Genomic DNA, 16,212 nt, shown 5'->3' on the forward strand with positions numbered 1-16,212 from the left:
ATGGTGGCCGACAAGATCAGGGATGCCCGGCTGGCGCTGGGCGTGCTGGCCGGGAAGGTCAGCGACGACGAGTGGGGCCTCATCCGCTGCATCCAGAACGAACTGGATGCGGCGGCCGGGCAGGTTGAAACAATGGAGCAGATGTTCCCCGTGCCCGGCGCACCCGAGGACGCGGAAAACTAAAGGAGACGCACTGATGGCACGACGCAAGCCCAACCCGGTAATCATCGCCGACCGCCCACAGGCCGAAGGCGCACTGGCGGAAATCGCGGTCATCGACCGCAAGCTGACCGGCATCGAAACGGACATGAACACGGCCATCGACGCGGCCAAGGCTGCCGCCAGCCAGGCCAGCGCCCCGTTGCTGGCCCGCCGGGCAGATCTTGAAAACGCGGTGGCCACGTGGGCCACGCTGAACAAGGCCGAACTGTTCATGGACCGCAAGAGCATCGACCTCGGCTTCGGCGTCGTCGGCTTCCGGCAGGCCACCAAGCTCAAGCAGGTGTCCAGGGTAACGGTGGCCATGACGCTGGAACGCCTGCGCGAGCTGGGCTTTCTCGACGGCATCCGGGTGAAGGAAGAGGTCAACAAGGAAGTGGCGGCGGGCTGGCCCGCCTCGAAGCTGGAACTGGTGGGCCTGAAGCGGCACATCACCGACGACTTCTACATCGAGATCGCGCGCGAGGACGTGGAGCGCGCGGCCTGACGCACCGGAGGCGGACATGGCCCACGACAGCATCGACATCCCCCGCTACGCGCGGCTCTACGCCCAGCGCGTGCTGCGCAACACCAACCTGGACCCCGGCGACATGCCGGAACTGGCCCGCAACACCGAATTCAAGGCGCGGGCCGTGCGGGAAAAGGCCGACGTGACGCGCACCATCCGGCGAGAGGCGGGGCAACTGCTGGTGGCGTCGGGCCTGCCCGCCGATGCGGTGCGCAAGACCCTGCGTCTGGAGCACTGGTGGCAACCGGAACAGCGCGGCGCAAAGCACAAGGAAAAGGCGCGATGAATGCGAAACCGCCCCGTCCATGCGGCGGGGCGGTCGCCCGGCGGTGGCGCGCCGGGCCTGACGAGCAGCCACCCCGCACAAAGGAAACGGCATGGCCGAACATCGCAAGAAATGCGCGTCTGTTTGCGTCAGAAACGGCGCAATCGGGTCGGGCACCGTGGAATTCTTTCCCGCAGCGCAATGGGGCGGCCCGCAGGGGCTGTACCGCCTGCGCATGGGCCGCAAGTGGCTGGATGCCCCCCACGGCCTGCACGGCACCGGGCGCTTCCTGACCGTGGCCGAGATTGCCGCGCTGCTGGCCTACCACATCTTTGGCGTGGATCTGCGCCACGCCGCGCCGCCGCCACGACCGGACCACCTGTCCCGCAAGCGCCTTGTGGCCGTGCGCACCGGCGGCACCGACGAATACCCCCTGCACGACGTGACCCGCATCGCCAGCGAGGCTCCCGTGCTGGGGGCCGACGGGCGCTGGTACGTGGCCGTGCATCTTTACGGGCGGGGCACCGTGCTGGTGCCCGCCGAGGAGTGTCACCCGAAATGAGAACGAACGCCGCCCATCGCAAGGCCCTGCTGGGCAAGTCCTCCATCGGCGTGAAGCAGCTGGGAATCGATGCCGACACCCTGCGCGAGATGCTGCGCAACCTGTTCGGCAAGGAATCGCGGGCCGAGCTGACCGCGCCGGAACTGGTGCGCCTGTGCGACCACCTGGCGCAGCGCGGTGCGCGGTTCACGTCCGGCGCGGCACCACGGGAAGGCAAACCGTACAAGGTGAAGGCCGCCGGGCGGCGCAGCGACTGGTACGAGATTCCCGAAGGGCCGCAGGCCGCCCGCAAGCGCGGCATCGCGGCCATGTGGCGCAGACTGGGCTACGACATGACCAGTCTGGACACCCGCGTGCAGCGGGCCTTTGGCGTGGAGGCGTTTCGCTGGCTGGACGACGAGGGCAACCTGCGCACCCTTGCAAGGGATCTGGAAGCGCGCCTGCGGGCCAGGGACCGGCGGGAGCAGGATGCGGCGGAGGCCACCGCGTGACGGACGAGGAACGCGCGGCGCTCGATGCGGCCATCCGGCAGCACTACGGAACGCCGCACCGGTTCTGCAAGCACACGGGGCTGCCGCGCGGCACGGTCTATCAGGTGCTGGCCGGGCGCTACGCGGGCGACATGGACAGGCAGGGCGAGCGCATCCGGCAGGCATTGCGGCAACCCCGCCCCGCCGGGCTCGACGCGGCCAGCATCGGACGCATCCTGCGCCGGCACGCCTGCGCCCGGTGCCTGTCGCGCGGCTCCGGCCTGTGCGACCGCTGCGAGCCCATGTTCGCGGCGCAGACACGAGACATCCTTGCCCTTGCGGGCCAATCGACGGAGGAAACGGATGGCGACGCTGATAGATGACGTGGTGAAGCTGGTGCGGCACGGCTGGCGGCCCTATCAGGGCACCGTGGAGGCGGCGGTGTACGAGCGGCTGCGCTGCCCGCGCGCGCCCCTGCCCACGCCCGGCGCAACGCGGCGCGCCAGCGGGCCGTACTGGTTCCACCGGGCGGACGTGTTCCTGTGCATCGGTTGCGGTCGCCGGTGCAGCCTGAACCGCCCCGAAGGCTTCGCGCCGCCGCTGCCCATCCGTTACCCGTACAGCAGGGAACTGCCTTACACCCTCACCCCGCAGGAGATGGTGACCCGGCTGCGCCTGCTGAACGTGAACCAGGCAGCCTACTGCCTGAACGCCAGCTCCAGTCAGATATACAACTGGATAGCAGAGGGCAGGCTGCGGCGGTTGAAGGATCCGCCCGTGCGCGTCCCCGCCGAGGACGTGCGGGCCATGATGGAGGATTGGGAAAATTAATGTCGCTGGCAGCGACATTTTGTCTTGACTTGGCGACGGAGGTAGATTTAATGTCCACTTCAGGCAAAGGTTGGGCGAAACTCTCCTGAATCGTGGGGCCATCGGCCCCGTGGGGAGATTTAACTCCCTATCCCTAAACGCTGATCCTCGTCGCACGTCGAACGCGGCACGCCGGACCACCCGTCCGCATCCGAACTAAGACGGCCTGAGAGTCGGCCGGAACGTCAGAGAGGGAACAAACTTCCGAGCTCCCCCGGTCCATTGAGCCTCGGTCAGAGGAGAGGCCGCGCAAGCGGTAATCTGACAAGGAGGTACTAAGATGGACACTGAACAGCTTTTGCCCGCTCGGAAGCCGCTTTTGAAGCGACTAGCCGCGCGACTCTGCAAGCCAAAGACGTGGCTCTTTCTCGTGCAAGCTCTACGTTTGCTCGTTGATTGCGCCAAAAGCGCCGACAAGCTTGTAGAAATCGTGACGTCGTGGATGGGCTAACCCTCTCTGACTCTTTAAAAATGGTGTCGCTATGCTTGCCGAAGCTCTACGTTTATTGCGCGTTTTTCATAAGGTCCCCCAGATCGAATTGTCTGAAAAACTGGGGATTTCTCGGTCGTATCTTTCTGAAATAGAGTCTGGGAAAAAGAAAATATCTTTGGATTTGTTGGAAGGGTACGGGAGAGTTTTTGAGGTCCCCGTATCTTCTTTGCTTCTTTTTTCTGAGCAAATGAGCAAAAACAGTTTTAGTGAAAAGACACGTATTTTTGCAGCCCAAAAAGTATTGAATATCTTCAAGTGGATTGAAGATGGAGGCAGTGATACGCAGCATGTCGCGCGATAGATATGCAATAGATCAATCTCCACTCTTCAAGCTTAAAACCAAAAAAAAGCTTGCCACTCTTCTGGATAGTAGCGTCAGGGAGTTGCAAGCTTTATCTGTTTCTTCAGATAGCTACAGGGTTTTTGATCTCCCCGCTGAATCGCTTGTCCAGCACCCCCTATTTGCCAGGAAGTCTCGAAAAATCCAGCAGCTCAAGCCTGAACTCGACGCTATTCACCGTACATTACATAAGTATCTTAGCAGGATAAATGTTCCGGACTACCTGCATTCCGCTGTAAAATGTAAGTCGTATGCAACGAATGCAAAAACCCATTCCGGCTGTTTATACCTGTATCGAGTCGATATAAAAAAATTTTACGAGAGCGTAAATTGGAGAACAGTTTATCGGTTTTTCTACAAAACGCTAGATTGCGCACCTGACGTTTCAGCATTGCTCACGAATATTTGCTGCTACGAAGACAAGTTGCCAACGGGATCTTGTCTTAGCCCGATTCTGTCTTTCTTCGTAAATCAGGAAATGTTTGACGAGCTCTATGAATATGCGTCTCAGCGTGACCTTACCATGACAGCTTACGTCGATGACATCGTCTTTTCCGGGAGAGAGTTCCATCGAATTAATGCGCATTCGATACGCGGTATTATAAATTCATATGGATACGAATGCCATAAAGAACGAATCTGCCCACCCAGAAAAAGTAAAATCGTAACGGGTCTTTCCGTAACGCGAACAGGCGTTGCAATACCCCACAAGCGAATGGCAAAAGCCCGCGTCCTACTTCAAGAATTAGCAAAACGAATGCGGCAAAGCCACAAAGAAAAGCTTTGCGCATCGCTGACAGGGATGATTACTGAGATGTCTCAGTTTGACCGTGCCAAGGCGAAATATCTTGCGACGCTTGGAAAAAAATATTGCAGGACTATCCAGAACATACACTTCAAGCTGTGTAAGTAATTCCTCTGACGTCCACAGCTTACGGACGATCCTCACAGTTCCCCCTACGATCCTCCCCAAAAGGAGGATCGTATGCGTTTTACCCCCCGAAAACTTCCCCGCTTCCGTCCCCCGCGCATGAGCTGGTGCATGGCACTGGCCGTTGTGCTGCTGCTTGGCGTGGCCCGTTTCGCGCCGCAGAACCTGCCCGTCATCATGTACAAGGGTTCGCTGCTCACGCTGGCCAGCGTGGGCGGCTACTGGCTGGCCCGCTGGGTGTTTCCCTATGGCCGCCCCGACCAGTGGCTGACCGGTGACCGCGCGGTAACCCTTGCCGCAAGCGCCGGGGCCATGCTGTCGGAGCGCATGGGCGTTTCGCTGCCCGTCGGCCCCGGCACCGTGCTGGCCGTGGCCGTGGGCATGGCCTGCGTGAGCATGATCTGCCGCGCCCTGCTGATGCTGGGGGCCATGCTGGCCGTGGGGCTGGGCCTGTGATGAGGGGACGTTCTTACCCCGCATGCCGCGTCAGGCTTCGTGGCCTGCTTCGGGGCAGGACGGAAGAGTCCAGCCCCGAAGCAGCCCGCTTGCCTTCCTTGCCTGCGCGGCAACTCCGCCCCCTCATCCTGTGCGCGCTGCTTCTGCTCTGCGCACTCCCCGCCATCTCCCACGCCGTTACCATCCCGCCGGATGCCCAGCGCCACCGGGCCACGCTTACCCGTGAAGCCCGGTTCCGCTTCGGCATGGATGCGCCGGTGGCCACCTTTGCCGCGCAGATCCACCAGGAGAGCGAATGGCGCGCCGGGGCGGTTTCGCCCGTAGGCGCGCAGGGGTTGGCCCAGTTCATGCCCGGCACCGCCCGCTGGCTGCCCACCGTCATGCCCGATACGGGCCAGCCAGCGCCGTTCAACCCCGCGTGGGCCATCCGGGCGCTGGTGGCCTACGACTGGTGGATCCTGCAACGGGTGCGCGCCGCCACCCCGTGCGACCGGATGGCCAAGGGGCTGGCCGGGTACAACGGCGGCCCCGGCTGGCTGACGCGCGACGAGCGCAAGGCCGCCGCGCAGGGGCTGAACCCGGATGTGTGGTGGGGCAGCGTGGAAACCGTCAACGCGGGCCGCAGTCGCGCCGCCTTCCGAGAGAACCGGGGCTACCCCCGGCGCATCCTGCTGGTGCTGGAGCCGGTCTACATGGCGGCGGGCTGGGGCGCGGGTTCCTGCCCGGCGCAAGGGGGGCGTTCCTGATGTTCGACGCCATCACCGCCTTCCTTTCGCCAAAGCCCCGCCTGCTCGCGCTGGCCGCCGTGGCCGTGGCCCTGCTGGTGGCGCTGGCCGCCGTGGGGGTGCGTTGCGCCCTGGTGCAGGCCGAACTGCGCACCGAGCAGGTCACGCACGCCACCACAAGGGAACAGCTTGCCGCCGCCGTAACGGAGGGCAACCGCTGGGCCGCCGTGGCCCGGCAGGCCAACGCCACGGCGGACGCGCAGGCGGAATACGCCGCTGCCTGCATCGAACGGGAACAGAAAACCGCCACGGATGCCGCCGCCCGCGCGGCCATCCTTTCCACCGTCAAACCCCGCCCGCGCACCGATGCGGAGCGTCAGGAGGTTGTGGACGATGCCACGCGCATGGCCGCTGCTGATCGCCTCAATCGCCCTTGGTAGCGGCTGCGCGGCCCGGCCCGTGCCCGTGGTGCCCCCGGCCCCGGTGGTGGTGGGCGCAAAGCCCTGCATCGCGCCGCCCCGGCCCGCGCTGCCGCCCGTGGACCGGGCCATGCCCTTTGACGCGCCCGCCAACGTGGACGCGCTGCTGCGGCGCGACGACATCCACCGCACCTATGCCGAAGTGCTGGAAGCCGCGCTTGCCTGTTACAAACGCCAGATTCCGGAGGGTCGATGAACCCCGCAGACATCACCAAACTCGTGCAGGCCCTGCAAGTGATCGCAGGCATCCTGCAACAGCTCGGCGTGCCGGGCCTTGTGGCCATCATGCTTGCCGGGCCTGCCGCCGTGCTGATCACCGTGCTGGTTCTCGACCATTTGCGTGGCCGCAAGCAGGCCGAGCTGCTGGAAACCTACCGCAAGGACGTGGCCGCCATGGTGGCCGCGCTACAGGCCGAATCGGACAACCGGCGCGAAGAAGCGTCCGGCAGACTGGAAACCTACCGGGCCGACATGCAGACCGTGCTGCGCCAACTGGGCGAGCACCAGAAGGAAACGGCCCAGTATTACCGCGACAACGTGGAACTGGTGAAGGTGTACGAGCGCATGGCCAACGACCTGACCGACGTGGTGGTCAGCAACACCCGCACCATGGAGCGCGTGGTGAACCTGATCGAAAACAACATGAGCTGCCCGGCTGCACGGCAGGCCGCACGGGGGAACAAATGAGCGAACGCACCCAGTACATGGGCCAGCGTGTGGAGCTGCGCCAGCAGCGCCAGCGGGTGGCCCTTGATTGCGAGGCCCTGCGCGACCGGCTGCGCCTGGCGCTGCCCCTTGCGGAAGAAGTGTCCGCCATCGACCGCGAGGTGGTGGTGAACGCGGCCATGGCCCTGCACGAGCGCCTGGGCGAATTGCAGGGCATCGACCGCAAGCTGGCCATCCTCAACCGCGAACTGGGCGATTGACCCCGGAGCCACCATGGGCAGGGAGCACGAACCGGAAACCGTCTGGCGCGCGCAGGAGCTGTACTGCTCCGACCGCCTGACCTTCGAGGGCGTGGCGGCGGCCACCGGCGTGGCCGTCTCCACCCTGTGCCGCTGGGCGGACAGGTACGGCTGGCGCGAAAAGCGAGAGGAACTGGCCCGGGCCGAAAGCGAGATCCGCGCCGACAAGGTGCTGGCCCGGTCGAAAACGCTGAAGGCCCTGCTGAACAAGCCGGATGCGCAGAACGCCTTTGCCGTGTCCGCGCTGGAAACGCTGGCCCTGAAAGAGGCGGAGGCCGCCCGGCAGGGGCAGGCCCTGCCGGATGCCGCCACGGGCGAGCTGCCCGCCATCCGCACGCGGGCCGATGCCGTGGCCGCCGTGCGCACCGCCGTGGAGCGCCGCCTGTACATGCTGCTGGCCCGCCCGGAATCGGTGGACCTGCGCGCCCTGCAAGAGGTGCAACGCTGCCTGGACCTGCTGGCCACGCTGGAACGTTCCGTCGCGCCAGACGAGGACACGGCGGAAGCCGCGCGCACGCGGGGCATCCCTGCCGACATCGCCCAAACCCTGCGCGAAGCGTTGGGGCTCAAGTAGGAAACAACCATGTCCGCAGACATCCTGCTGGGCTACCAGCGCGCGTGGATAGACGACAAGCACCCCGTGAAGTGGTGGGAAAAGTCCCGCCGTATCGGCGCAAGCTGGGCAGAGGCGCTGGACGCCGTGCTGGCGGCATCGCTGGCGCGTGAGCACGGCGGGCAATCCACCTACTACCTGGCCTACAACAAGGACATGACCGAACAGTTCATCAAGGACTGTGCATGGTGGGCGCGCGCCCTGAACGTGGTGGCCGGGCAGATAGAGGACGGGCTGTGCCTGCTGGGCGACCCGGACCGCGACGTGCTGGTCTACCGCATCCGCTTCGCCAGCGGGCACGAGGTGGTCACCCTGCCGTCAGAGGCGCGCAGCCTGCGTTCCAAGCAGGGGCGCGTGGTCATCGACGAGGCGGCCTTCGTGGACAACCTGGAGGAGGTGCTGAAGGCGGCCATGGCCCTCTTGATGTGGGGCGGGCAGGTGCGCGTCATCTCCACCCACAATGGCGAGGAAAATCTGTTCAACGAGCGCATTCAGGAAATCCGGGCCGGTAAGTGGGACTATGCCCTGCACCGCACAACCTTGGACGATGCACTGGGCCACGGCCTGTACAGGGCCATCTGCCGCCAGCTCGGCACGCCGTGGTCGCCGCAGGCCGAAACCGCATGGCGCGCGGACATCGTGCATCGGCACGGCGACAACGCGGACGAGGAACTGTTCTGCATCCCCAAACGCAGCGGCGGCGCTTGGCTGCCCGGCGCGCTGATCGAAGGGTGCATGGCCGAGCAGGCGGCGGACGTGCCGGTGCTGCGCTGGCGGCCCCCGGTGGACACCTTTGTGGATGTGCCCCTGCCGCAGGCGGAGGCCATGGTGGCCGCGTGGCTGGAAGAACACGTGGCCCCGCTGCTGGCCCTGCTGCCCAAGGACCGCAACCACTACGTGGGCGGCGACTTTGGGCGTTCGGGCGACCTTTCGGTGTTCTGGCCGCTGACGGAACTGGTGGACCTGACCATGGCCACCCCGTTTCTGCTGGAACTGCGCGACGCCCCGTTCCGCACGCAGGAACAGATCCTGACCTACCTCATCAACGGATTGCCCCGATGGGGCGGCGTCTCCCTGGATGCGCGCGGCAACGGGCAGGCCCTTGCCGAATACGCCCGCCAGACGTGGGGGCCTTCCATGGTGGCCGAGGTGATGTTATCGGAGGGCTGGTATCGTGAGCACATGCCCCGCGTGAAGGCGCGCATGGAAGACCGCACCATCGTCCTGCCCCGCGATGCGGACGTGAAGGACGACCTGCGCAGCCTGCGCATGGTGCGCGGCGTGCCTAGGGTTCCGGAAACCCGCAACCGTGGCGGTAACGGCCAGCGCCACGCGGATTCCGCCGTGGCGCTGGCGCTGGTCCTGCATGCACAGGCCACGCTGGGGGCGGTAGAGCCGTGGGAAGTGGAGACGGTGGGGAGAGCACACATGTCCACTGCGTCTTTTGTATGATTTTCATACACTAAGAAAGGGATTTAGCGTGACTCAAAAATATACGAAAATGCCTTTTTATCGAACTCGTGCTGATTCAATTGGAGACTTGGTTGCAGCAGTGAGTATTTTTATAGCTTTTGTTTTTGTGTATTCGGTGATGTATGGAACATGGCTAATTGTCCTTCTCGGTGGAAGAATTCCATTCGGATACTTCTCTATTCAAGACTACGTTGCTGCAAATTTTTTTAGAGCTATAAATGGAACATTTATTCTTATTGTCTACGCAGTCGTCATATCAATATACATATCAAGCAAAAAACATGCTAGCATATTGAAATCTATAAATGAATTTTGCAGTGGTGGTATGTGGAATTTTTATTTGGCATTTGCATGGGGTATTTTAGGTTTTAGTATATTTGCTGGAAGTGCTTTTCTCACTGCAACATTTGCATCAAATGTAACTGTAGCCATAGCTCTGACGCTGGCTAAGCATATATTAAGACTGACAGGAGGGGGGAGGCGTTGGTTTTCATTCGTTTTTTCATCTCTTACGGTTATTCTTCTCGTTCTAACCACGTCATTCGCTGACGCATACACTATTGCGTTTAGAAGCGGAAAAGATTGCATTGTAAAGCTTGTCACAACCAACATTGAAGATCCAGAAACATTAAAAATTGTCATGTGCGGAGAGCGGTATACTGCCTTTTTTAGGACAAGCAGCATGACTTTAGTTGTTGTTAACAATGACAACATATCAAGCATTGAGATATTAGATCAAGACGGAATCATGTTTCTTGATGACACGTATCGCGAGACTTTAAAGCATTTCTATAAGCTCTTGAACCGTCATGGCGCATAGTAAATAAATACGGAGGTTAAAAATGTTATGCCTTGGAGACCATATACGCGTTTGGAGGGGAGCTTATTGGCATCATGGCATATACTGTGGAAGTGGAAATGTAATACACTACTCTGGAAAGAAATCGAATAATCCAGTAGTATGTCAGGTGAGTATCGAAAATTTTTGCGAGTCAAACCAGTGGTTTAAGGTTAACCATAAAATAAAAAATCAACCTATAGATATCGTAGGGAGAGCTATCAAGAGGCTTGGTGAGCCGCGCTATCATTTGCTATACAATAACTGTGAACATTTTGCGAATTGGTGCGTGACAGGAAAGCATACCAGTAAACAAGTTGCACTCGGTATAGTCGGATTGTTGGGCACATTTGCATTCGTTGTTTTCGTCAAGACAAAGTCTACAGAAAATAGAATTAACTCTGAATATTCATAGCGCGAACAACGATAACTCGTACGGCTTAGCATTGTTAATCAGCACACCGCCCACCACCTCCGGCATCCCCCTCCGCCATCGCATAGCCTCCTGTCCAAGCGACAGGAGGCTTTTTCATGTCCACCAATGAAGGCCCGCGCGGCCTGTACCTGCCGGATGGCTCGTTCCGCCCGTTCGATGCCGAGGCGCTGACCTCGGAACTGGCAACCCGCCAGCGGGCCGGGGATTTCCTTTCCCTTGCCGGGGGCTACCTCGGCATACTGCCGGACCCGGATCCGGTGCTGCGCACCCGCAACGACGACGTGGCCGTGCTGCACGACCTTGCCGCAGACGACCAGGTGACCACGGCCATGCTGGGCCGCAAGAACCGGGTGCTGAACCGGCGCGACTACGCACTGGCCCCCGGCCAGCGCAAGGGCAGCGATGCGGAACCGGACGCCGCCCAGCTGTGCGACCTGCTGACGGAAGACATGGAACGCTGGGACATGGCCGCCGTCATTTCCGGCATCCTCGATGCGCCGTTCTACGGCATGACGCCGCTGGAACTGCGCTGGGAAGCGCACGGTGGCTGGTGGCGGCTGGCAGAGGTCACCCCCCGCCCGCCGGAATGGTTCGGCTACAACGACCGCAACGAGCTGGTCTGGCGCGGGGCCAACATGGCCACGGGCGAACCGCTGCCCGTGGGCAAGTTCGTGGTGGCGCGCCACCACCCCACCTATCGCAACCCCTACGGGCTGCGCCTGCTGTCGCGCTGCCTGTGGCCCGTGGCGTTCAAGAAGGGCGGCATCACCTTCTACACCACCTTCGTGGAACGCTACGGCATGCCGTGGGCCGTGGGCGTGGCACCGGCAAAGGCCACGCGCGAAGACAAGCGGGCCATGGCCCAAGACCTTGCCCGCATGGTGCAGGATGCGGTGGCCGTCATCCCCTACGGGGCAGACGTGCGGCTGGAAACGGTGTCCGGGCAGGTGGGCGACCTGCACGACAGGTTCCTGCGCCGGTGGGACGCCTCCATTTCCAAGGTGCTCATGGGCCAGACCCTGACCGTGGAACTGGATGGCCGCAACGGCTCGCGCGCCGCGTCCGAAACGCACAAGGACGTGGCCGACGACCTTGCCGAGGCAGACCGCCGACTGGTGGAAGCCACCCTGAACGAAATCGCGTGGCTGTACGCGCAGGTCAACAGCCCGGCGGCGCTGGCCCCGGTCTTTGCCTACGACGAGCCGGAAGACCTTCAGGCGCGGGCGCAACTGGACAAGACCCTGTCCGAGGTGGGCGTGGTGTGGAAGAAACCCCACTTCGAGCGGGCCTACAGCCTGGACCCGGAGGAATTCGACGTGCGCGAACCGGCGGAGGATCCGGCCCGGCCCCCGTCCACACCCACGTCCGCGCAAGCAGACTCCCCCCTGTTCGCGTCCGCCCCCGCCGGTGCCCGCCCGTCCGCAACCGCAGCCGCGCAGGCCACCCTTGATGACGCCATCCAGCGGCACCTGCCCGCCGCCATGGCCGCCAACGCCGCCGCCGTCACGCAACTTGAGAAGGCCGCGCACGCCGCCGAAAGCTGGGAAGACCTGCAACTGCTGCTGGCCGAGCACCTTGGCGCGCACATGGGGCCGGACCAGTTGGAAGACCTGCTGGCGGAGATGATGCTGGCGTCCACGGCCTACGGGCGCGCGGCGGTGCAGGGCGAGGAGGCGTAGTATGCCCCGTTCCGCCACCACCGCCGCCCGCATCACCGTCGATCCGCTGCCGCCGCAAGAGGCGCTGTCCTTCTGGCGCGGCAAGGTGCCGGTCACGCCCGAAGCCTTCCGGGCCATGACAGACGCGGCCCGCACGCGGGCCTTTGCCGTTTCCGGCATGGCCCGGCTGGACAGGGTGGCGGCGCTGCAAACGGCGCTGGCCGATGCGCTGGAGAAAGGGGAATCGCTGGCCACGTTCAAGGGCCGCATCGGCCACATCCTGCAAGAGCAGGGCTGGTCCGGCACTGCGTGGCGGGTGGAAAACCTGTTCCGCACCAACGTGCAGCAGGCGTATCAGGCCGGGCGCTACGCCCAGCAACGGGCCACGGTGCAGGACCGCCCCTTCTGGCAGTACGACGCCGTGGGCGACCGGCGCACCCGACCAAGCCATGCCGCGCTGGACGGCATGGTCTACCCGGCGGACCACGAATTCTGGAACGCCAACTACCCGCCCAACGGCTTTCGCTGCCGGTGCGGGGTGCGTTCGCTGTCACGGCGGCAGGTGGAACGCGAAGGGCTGACCGTGCGGCGCGACATGCCCGGCCCCACGGTGTGGACCGACCCGGCCACCGGCATGGAGCACTTCGTGGCCATGCCCGGCGCGGACAGGGGCTTTGCAGTCAACCCCGGTCGGGACTGGCTGGCGGGGCTGGCCCCCGGCCCGCTCGATGACGGCGCGGTTACCTTTCCCCCGGCCCTCGTGCTGTGCAGGCGCGGCGGCCCCGCGTTTGCGGATGGTGACGACCCGTGCCGCCCCCCGCTGGCCAACCTGGACCCCCGCCACATCCTGCCCGTGACCAACGCGGACATCCTGCCGCGCGGCCTTGCCCCGGCGGACTACGTGCTGGCCTTCCTGAAGGAATTCGGCCTGACGGACATCAACGCCAGCACGGCCATCCGCCTGCCGGGCGTGAAGCTGCCCGTGGTCATCGGCAAGGGGCTGTTCATAGACAAGGCCACCGGCGACTGGAAGCTCTCCAAGAACGCCCGCGACCAGCACGTGCTGTTGCTGGCCCGCACCATCAAGTCCCCGTGGGAAATCTGGCAGGTGCCCGCCAAACTGTCGGGCAAGGCATGCACGACGCTCCGGATGATCCGGCTGTTTCGGGACGGCGAGAAGCAGGTGGGGGGATTCGGCGTGTGCAACCTGGTCAACGGGCGGGGCTGGGTGGGCACCACCGCCTTCATGCCCAAGGCCGACAGGTCGGAGCGGAGAATACTGGAATACCTCGAAGCCCAGCGCACCGGGGTGCTGCTGTACCGCGAGCCCTGAAACGAAAACGGCCCGGAAGTCACGCGGCCTTCCGGGCAGGCGGCACCCTTGCTTACGACCCCTGCTCGGTCAGGGCATTCAGGGTACGCCGCCACGACATTTCCACCTTTTCGGTAACGCGCCACGCACAAGGAGTCAACATGCCCACCCCCAACACCGCACAGGACGCCATCCCCCACGCCGCACAGGGCGCCGCCCCCCAAGCCAACCCGTGGATCCGCATCGCCCGCACCGGCACGTGGACCGACAGCCAGGGCACGCCGCGCACGTTCACCAGTGCGGACTTCGACGCCATCGTCCGCAACTACGACCCGCAGCAGGAAGAAGCCCCGCTGGTCATCGGCCACCCGGAAACCGATTCCCCGGCCTACGGCTGGGTGCGGGCGCTGCGCCGCACCGGGGCCGATCTGTTCGCACAGCTCGCACAGGTTCCGGAAACGGTGCGCGAAGCCGTGCACAGTGGCTCCTATCGGTACGTGTCCATGGCCCTGCACCCCGGCGGCAAGCGCCTGCGGCACGTGGGCCTGCTGGGCGGCGTGCCGCCCGCCATCAAGGGGCTGGGGCCGGTGCAGCTTGGCGACGGCTCGGACGCCATCGTCATCCGCTTTGCCGCCCACACCCCCGAACACCCCGCACCCGGAGGAACCCGCATGGATATGGAAGATCTTCAGAAGCGCATCGGCGCGCTGGAACAGCAGGTCAACAGCCTGACCACGGCCAACAACGAACTGAAGGACAAGCTGGCCGCCAGCGACAAGGCCCGCGCCGACGCCGACACGGCCAGAACCGCCGCAGAGGAAGGCAAGGCCAGCGCCGAACAGGAATTCGCCGCCTACAGGGGCGAACAGGCCAAAGCCGCGCGCACGGCCCGGCTGGAACGCCTGACCGCCGATGGCAAGGTCACCCCCGGCGAGCACAAGGACATCCTCCTTCAGGTGGAAGCCCTGTCCAGGGTGCCCGAACCCGTGGAGTTCAGCGACGGCGGCAAGGAAACGCTGGAGGAACGCTTCTGGAAGCAGCTGGAAGGCCGCACCCCCGCGCCGTTCCTGCAACCGGTTGCGCCGCCCGCCGGGGCTGGCCCGGCCTTCTCGGCCCCGACCGCTGCCGCCCCCGCCGACCTTTCCCGCAAGATCTAGCCGCAAGGAGGCACCCCCATGAGCCTGAACGAAGGCGTGCTCGGCACCTTTTCCTTCAAGGGCGACCACGCCCACACCATGGACCACCCGCCGGTGCTGTGCAGCGGCGCGGTGAAGCAGAACAACGGCATCTATCCCGCCGGGCTGGTGCTGATGCGCGACGGCGACGGCAAGCTGGTGCCGTGGGACGGCGCGGCCACCCCCACCGGGGTGTGCGACCTGCCGTGCGACACGGCCACCCTGCCCGCGTGCGTCTATCTGGCCCACGGCACCGTGCGGGCCGCCGTGCTGACCAAGGCTGGCGGCGCGGCGCTGACCGCCACGGAAACCGCCCTGCTCGCGCAGGCCACCATCCATTCCGTCTAGGCCCCCAATCAGGAGATTCCCATGCTGCTTTCGCTCAAGAACATCTTCACCCCGCAGGCCATCGCGGCCACGCTGACCAAACTGCCCGACCTTGCCACCACGGTGCTGGACACCGCCTTTCCCGACCGGCCCACCCACCCCTTTGCCGTGGTGGGCGTGGGCGAGCTGACCCGCATCGTGGGCACCGTGCCCGTGGTGCGGCGCGGCGGCCAGCCCGTGGCCGTGGGCGGCGAAGGGTACGACGTGCAGCTCATCGCGCCCAAGCCCGTCAAGCCGTCCATCGAAGTGACGGCGGCGGAGCTGAACGACCTCAGGCTGATTCTCGGCAACGCCGCCGCGCTGGAAACGTGGCGCACCAGCAAGGTGGATTCGCTGCGCCGCCTGGTGCGCGACACCACGGAGGCCATGGCATCCGTGGTGCTGTACACCGGCAAGGTGAACTGGCCCTCGCGCATCGATGGCGGCGGGCACGAAAGCTACGTCATCGACTACGGCCCGGTGCTCACCCACGCCCCGGCGGCCATGCTGACCGGCGATTCCAGGGCCAGCGCGGCCTACAACCTGCTGCTGGCCATGCGCACGGCCATCCGTCAGGCGGGCATCGGCGGCAAGGTGGCGTTCCATGCCGGGTCCGATGTGTTTTCCGTGCTGCTGGACATCTGCCAGGCGTGGACCAGCACCGCCGACGGCGGGCAGGGCCTGCGCGTGGAAATCGGCCAGGAGCAGGGCAAGCTGGTCATCGGCGGCTTTCCCGTCACCCTCATGGACGAGGCCTACCCCCATCCCGTCACCGGCCAGTGGACCAACAAGCTGGAACCCAAGGCGCTGGTGGCCTACGCCACCGACGTGCCCGGCAAGGTCTGGTACTGCGCCATCGACTCCATCAGCGCGGCCAACGCGGCCACGCCGTTCTACGTGGTGCCGGAGCCGCTGCCCGGCGATTCGGGCTTCCGCCTCATCGCCCAGTCCAAGCCGTTGCCTGCCCGCAACCCCAAAACCATCTGCAAGGCCATCGTGGTGGCTTAGGCGTGCGGGGCTTCCCGCCCGTCGGAAAAGCGGCGACCGCACACAGGCCC

The 16,212-nt window shown here is 64.2% G+C and carries 24 protein-coding genes and 1 other RNA gene; all 25 read left to right on the forward strand.

Annotation, left to right across the window (positions count from 1 at the left end; translation table 11 throughout):
- On the forward strand, positions 1 to 183 hold the full coding sequence (locus DESTE_RS06690) for a hypothetical protein (protein ID WP_035066273.1): 183 nt from the start codon (positions 1 to 3) through the stop codon (positions 181 to 183).
- 13 nt (positions 184 to 196) lie between these two features.
- Positions 197 to 706, forward strand: a complete 510-nt coding sequence (locus tag DESTE_RS06695; RefSeq protein WP_035066276.1) for a host-nuclease inhibitor Gam family protein — start codon at positions 197 to 199, stop codon at positions 704 to 706.
- A gap of 16 nt (positions 707 to 722) precedes the next feature.
- The gene (locus tag DESTE_RS06700; protein ID WP_035066279.1) at positions 723 to 1,013 is read left to right on the forward strand and encodes a hypothetical protein; all 291 of its coding nucleotides are present in this window, start codon (positions 723 to 725) and stop codon (positions 1,011 to 1,013) included.
- Positions 1,014 to 1,087, forward strand: an RNA gene (locus DESTE_RS17560) — hammerhead ribozyme type II.
- A 17-nt stretch (positions 1,088 to 1,104) separates the two neighbouring features.
- Positions 1,105 to 1,554 (forward strand): hypothetical protein, encoded by a 450-nt coding sequence (locus tag DESTE_RS06705; RefSeq protein ID WP_035066284.1) that lies wholly within the window; start codon positions 1,105 to 1,107, stop codon positions 1,552 to 1,554.
- Entirely contained in the window at positions 1,551 to 2,045 is a 495-nt protein-coding gene (locus tag DESTE_RS06710; protein ID WP_035066287.1) for a regulatory protein GemA, read from the forward strand. The genes DESTE_RS06705 and DESTE_RS06710 overlap by 4 nt, the downstream gene beginning before the upstream one ends.
- Complete coding sequence (locus DESTE_RS06715; protein WP_035069910.1) at positions 2,042 to 2,407, forward strand: hypothetical protein; 366 nt, start codon at positions 2,042 to 2,044, stop codon at positions 2,405 to 2,407. The genes DESTE_RS06710 and DESTE_RS06715 overlap by 4 nt, the downstream gene beginning before the upstream one ends.
- Positions 2,388 to 2,855 carry a helix-turn-helix domain-containing protein gene (locus DESTE_RS06720; protein ID WP_035066290.1) on the forward strand — a complete coding sequence of 156 codons (468 nt, stop codon included), beginning with the start codon at positions 2,388 to 2,390 and terminating at the stop codon, positions 2,853 to 2,855. The genes DESTE_RS06715 and DESTE_RS06720 overlap by 20 nt, the downstream gene beginning before the upstream one ends.
- A gap of 521 nt (positions 2,856 to 3,376) precedes the next feature.
- Positions 3,377 to 3,688 (forward strand): helix-turn-helix domain-containing protein, encoded by a 312-nt coding sequence (locus tag DESTE_RS17565; protein ID WP_084559391.1) that lies wholly within the window; start codon positions 3,377 to 3,379, stop codon positions 3,686 to 3,688.
- Positions 3,675 to 4,640, forward strand: coding sequence for a reverse transcriptase family protein (locus DESTE_RS17570; protein WP_198015335.1), 966 nt, complete (start codon positions 3,675 to 3,677; stop codon positions 4,638 to 4,640). Before DESTE_RS17565 ends, DESTE_RS17570 begins: the two co-directional genes overlap by 14 nt.
- Positions 4,641 to 4,769: 129 nt before the next feature.
- Positions 4,770 to 5,114: a putative holin gene (locus DESTE_RS06725; protein ID WP_245590765.1), complete on the forward strand. Its 345-nt coding sequence runs from the start codon at positions 4,770 to 4,772 to the stop codon at positions 5,112 to 5,114.
- Positions 5,114 to 5,860 carry a transglycosylase SLT domain-containing protein gene (locus DESTE_RS06730; protein ID WP_156925284.1) on the forward strand — a complete coding sequence of 249 codons (747 nt, stop codon included), beginning with the start codon at positions 5,114 to 5,116 and terminating at the stop codon, positions 5,858 to 5,860. Before DESTE_RS06725 ends, DESTE_RS06730 begins: the two co-directional genes overlap by 1 nt.
- Entirely contained in the window at positions 5,860 to 6,279 is a 420-nt protein-coding gene (locus DESTE_RS06735) for a hypothetical protein (RefSeq protein WP_035066299.1), read from the forward strand. Before DESTE_RS06730 ends, DESTE_RS06735 begins: the two co-directional genes overlap by 1 nt.
- Positions 6,233 to 6,514 carry a hypothetical protein gene (locus tag DESTE_RS06740; RefSeq protein WP_035069911.1) on the forward strand — a complete coding sequence of 94 codons (282 nt, stop codon included), beginning with the start codon at positions 6,233 to 6,235 and terminating at the stop codon, positions 6,512 to 6,514. The genes DESTE_RS06735 and DESTE_RS06740 overlap by 47 nt, the downstream gene beginning before the upstream one ends.
- Positions 6,511 to 7,005 (forward strand): hypothetical protein, encoded by a 495-nt coding sequence (locus DESTE_RS06745; RefSeq protein WP_035066302.1) that lies wholly within the window; start codon positions 6,511 to 6,513, stop codon positions 7,003 to 7,005. The genes DESTE_RS06740 and DESTE_RS06745 overlap by 4 nt, the downstream gene beginning before the upstream one ends.
- Positions 7,002 to 7,244: a hypothetical protein gene (locus DESTE_RS06750; RefSeq protein ID WP_007523635.1), complete on the forward strand. Its 243-nt coding sequence runs from the start codon at positions 7,002 to 7,004 to the stop codon at positions 7,242 to 7,244. Before DESTE_RS06745 ends, DESTE_RS06750 begins: the two co-directional genes overlap by 4 nt.
- A gap of 13 nt (positions 7,245 to 7,257) precedes the next feature.
- On the forward strand, positions 7,258 to 7,857 hold the full coding sequence (locus tag DESTE_RS06755; RefSeq protein WP_035066306.1) for a hypothetical protein: 600 nt from the start codon (positions 7,258 to 7,260) through the stop codon (positions 7,855 to 7,857).
- 9 nt (positions 7,858 to 7,866) lie between these two features.
- The gene (locus DESTE_RS06760) at positions 7,867 to 9,348 is read left to right on the forward strand and encodes a hypothetical protein (RefSeq protein WP_035066310.1); all 1,482 of its coding nucleotides are present in this window, start codon (positions 7,867 to 7,869) and stop codon (positions 9,346 to 9,348) included.
- A gap of 28 nt (positions 9,349 to 9,376) precedes the next feature.
- On the forward strand, positions 9,377 to 10,189 hold the full coding sequence (locus DESTE_RS17925; protein ID WP_156925285.1) for a hypothetical protein: 813 nt from the start codon (positions 9,377 to 9,379) through the stop codon (positions 10,187 to 10,189).
- 22 nt (positions 10,190 to 10,211) lie between these two features.
- Entirely contained in the window at positions 10,212 to 10,622 is a 411-nt protein-coding gene (locus DESTE_RS18680) for a lecithin retinol acyltransferase family protein (protein ID WP_084559393.1), read from the forward strand.
- A gap of 116 nt (positions 10,623 to 10,738) precedes the next feature.
- Entirely contained in the window at positions 10,739 to 12,322 is a 1,584-nt protein-coding gene (locus DESTE_RS06765; protein WP_035066314.1) for a DUF935 domain-containing protein, read from the forward strand.
- A gap of 1 nt (position 12,323) precedes the next feature.
- A complete protein-coding gene (locus DESTE_RS06770; RefSeq protein ID WP_035066317.1) occupies positions 12,324 to 13,634 on the forward strand; it encodes a phage minor head protein in 1,311 nt (436 codons plus the stop codon).
- Between the two features lie 140 nt (positions 13,635 to 13,774).
- Positions 13,775 to 14,770, forward strand: a complete 996-nt coding sequence (locus tag DESTE_RS06775; RefSeq protein ID WP_051384356.1) for a hypothetical protein — start codon at positions 13,775 to 13,777, stop codon at positions 14,768 to 14,770.
- 18 nt (positions 14,771 to 14,788) lie between these two features.
- Positions 14,789 to 15,136: a hypothetical protein gene (locus DESTE_RS06780; protein ID WP_035066319.1), complete on the forward strand. Its 348-nt coding sequence runs from the start codon at positions 14,789 to 14,791 to the stop codon at positions 15,134 to 15,136.
- 21 nt (positions 15,137 to 15,157) lie between these two features.
- Entirely contained in the window at positions 15,158 to 16,162 is a 1,005-nt protein-coding gene (locus DESTE_RS06785) for a major capsid protein (RefSeq protein ID WP_035066322.1), read from the forward strand.
- Positions 16,163 to 16,212 lie beyond the last annotated feature (50 nt).

This window comes from Nitratidesulfovibrio termitidis HI1 (genome assembly GCF_000504305.1).
In the GTDB taxonomy this organism is placed as follows: Bacteria; Desulfobacterota; Desulfovibrionia; order Desulfovibrionales; family Desulfovibrionaceae; genus Cupidesulfovibrio; species Cupidesulfovibrio termitidis.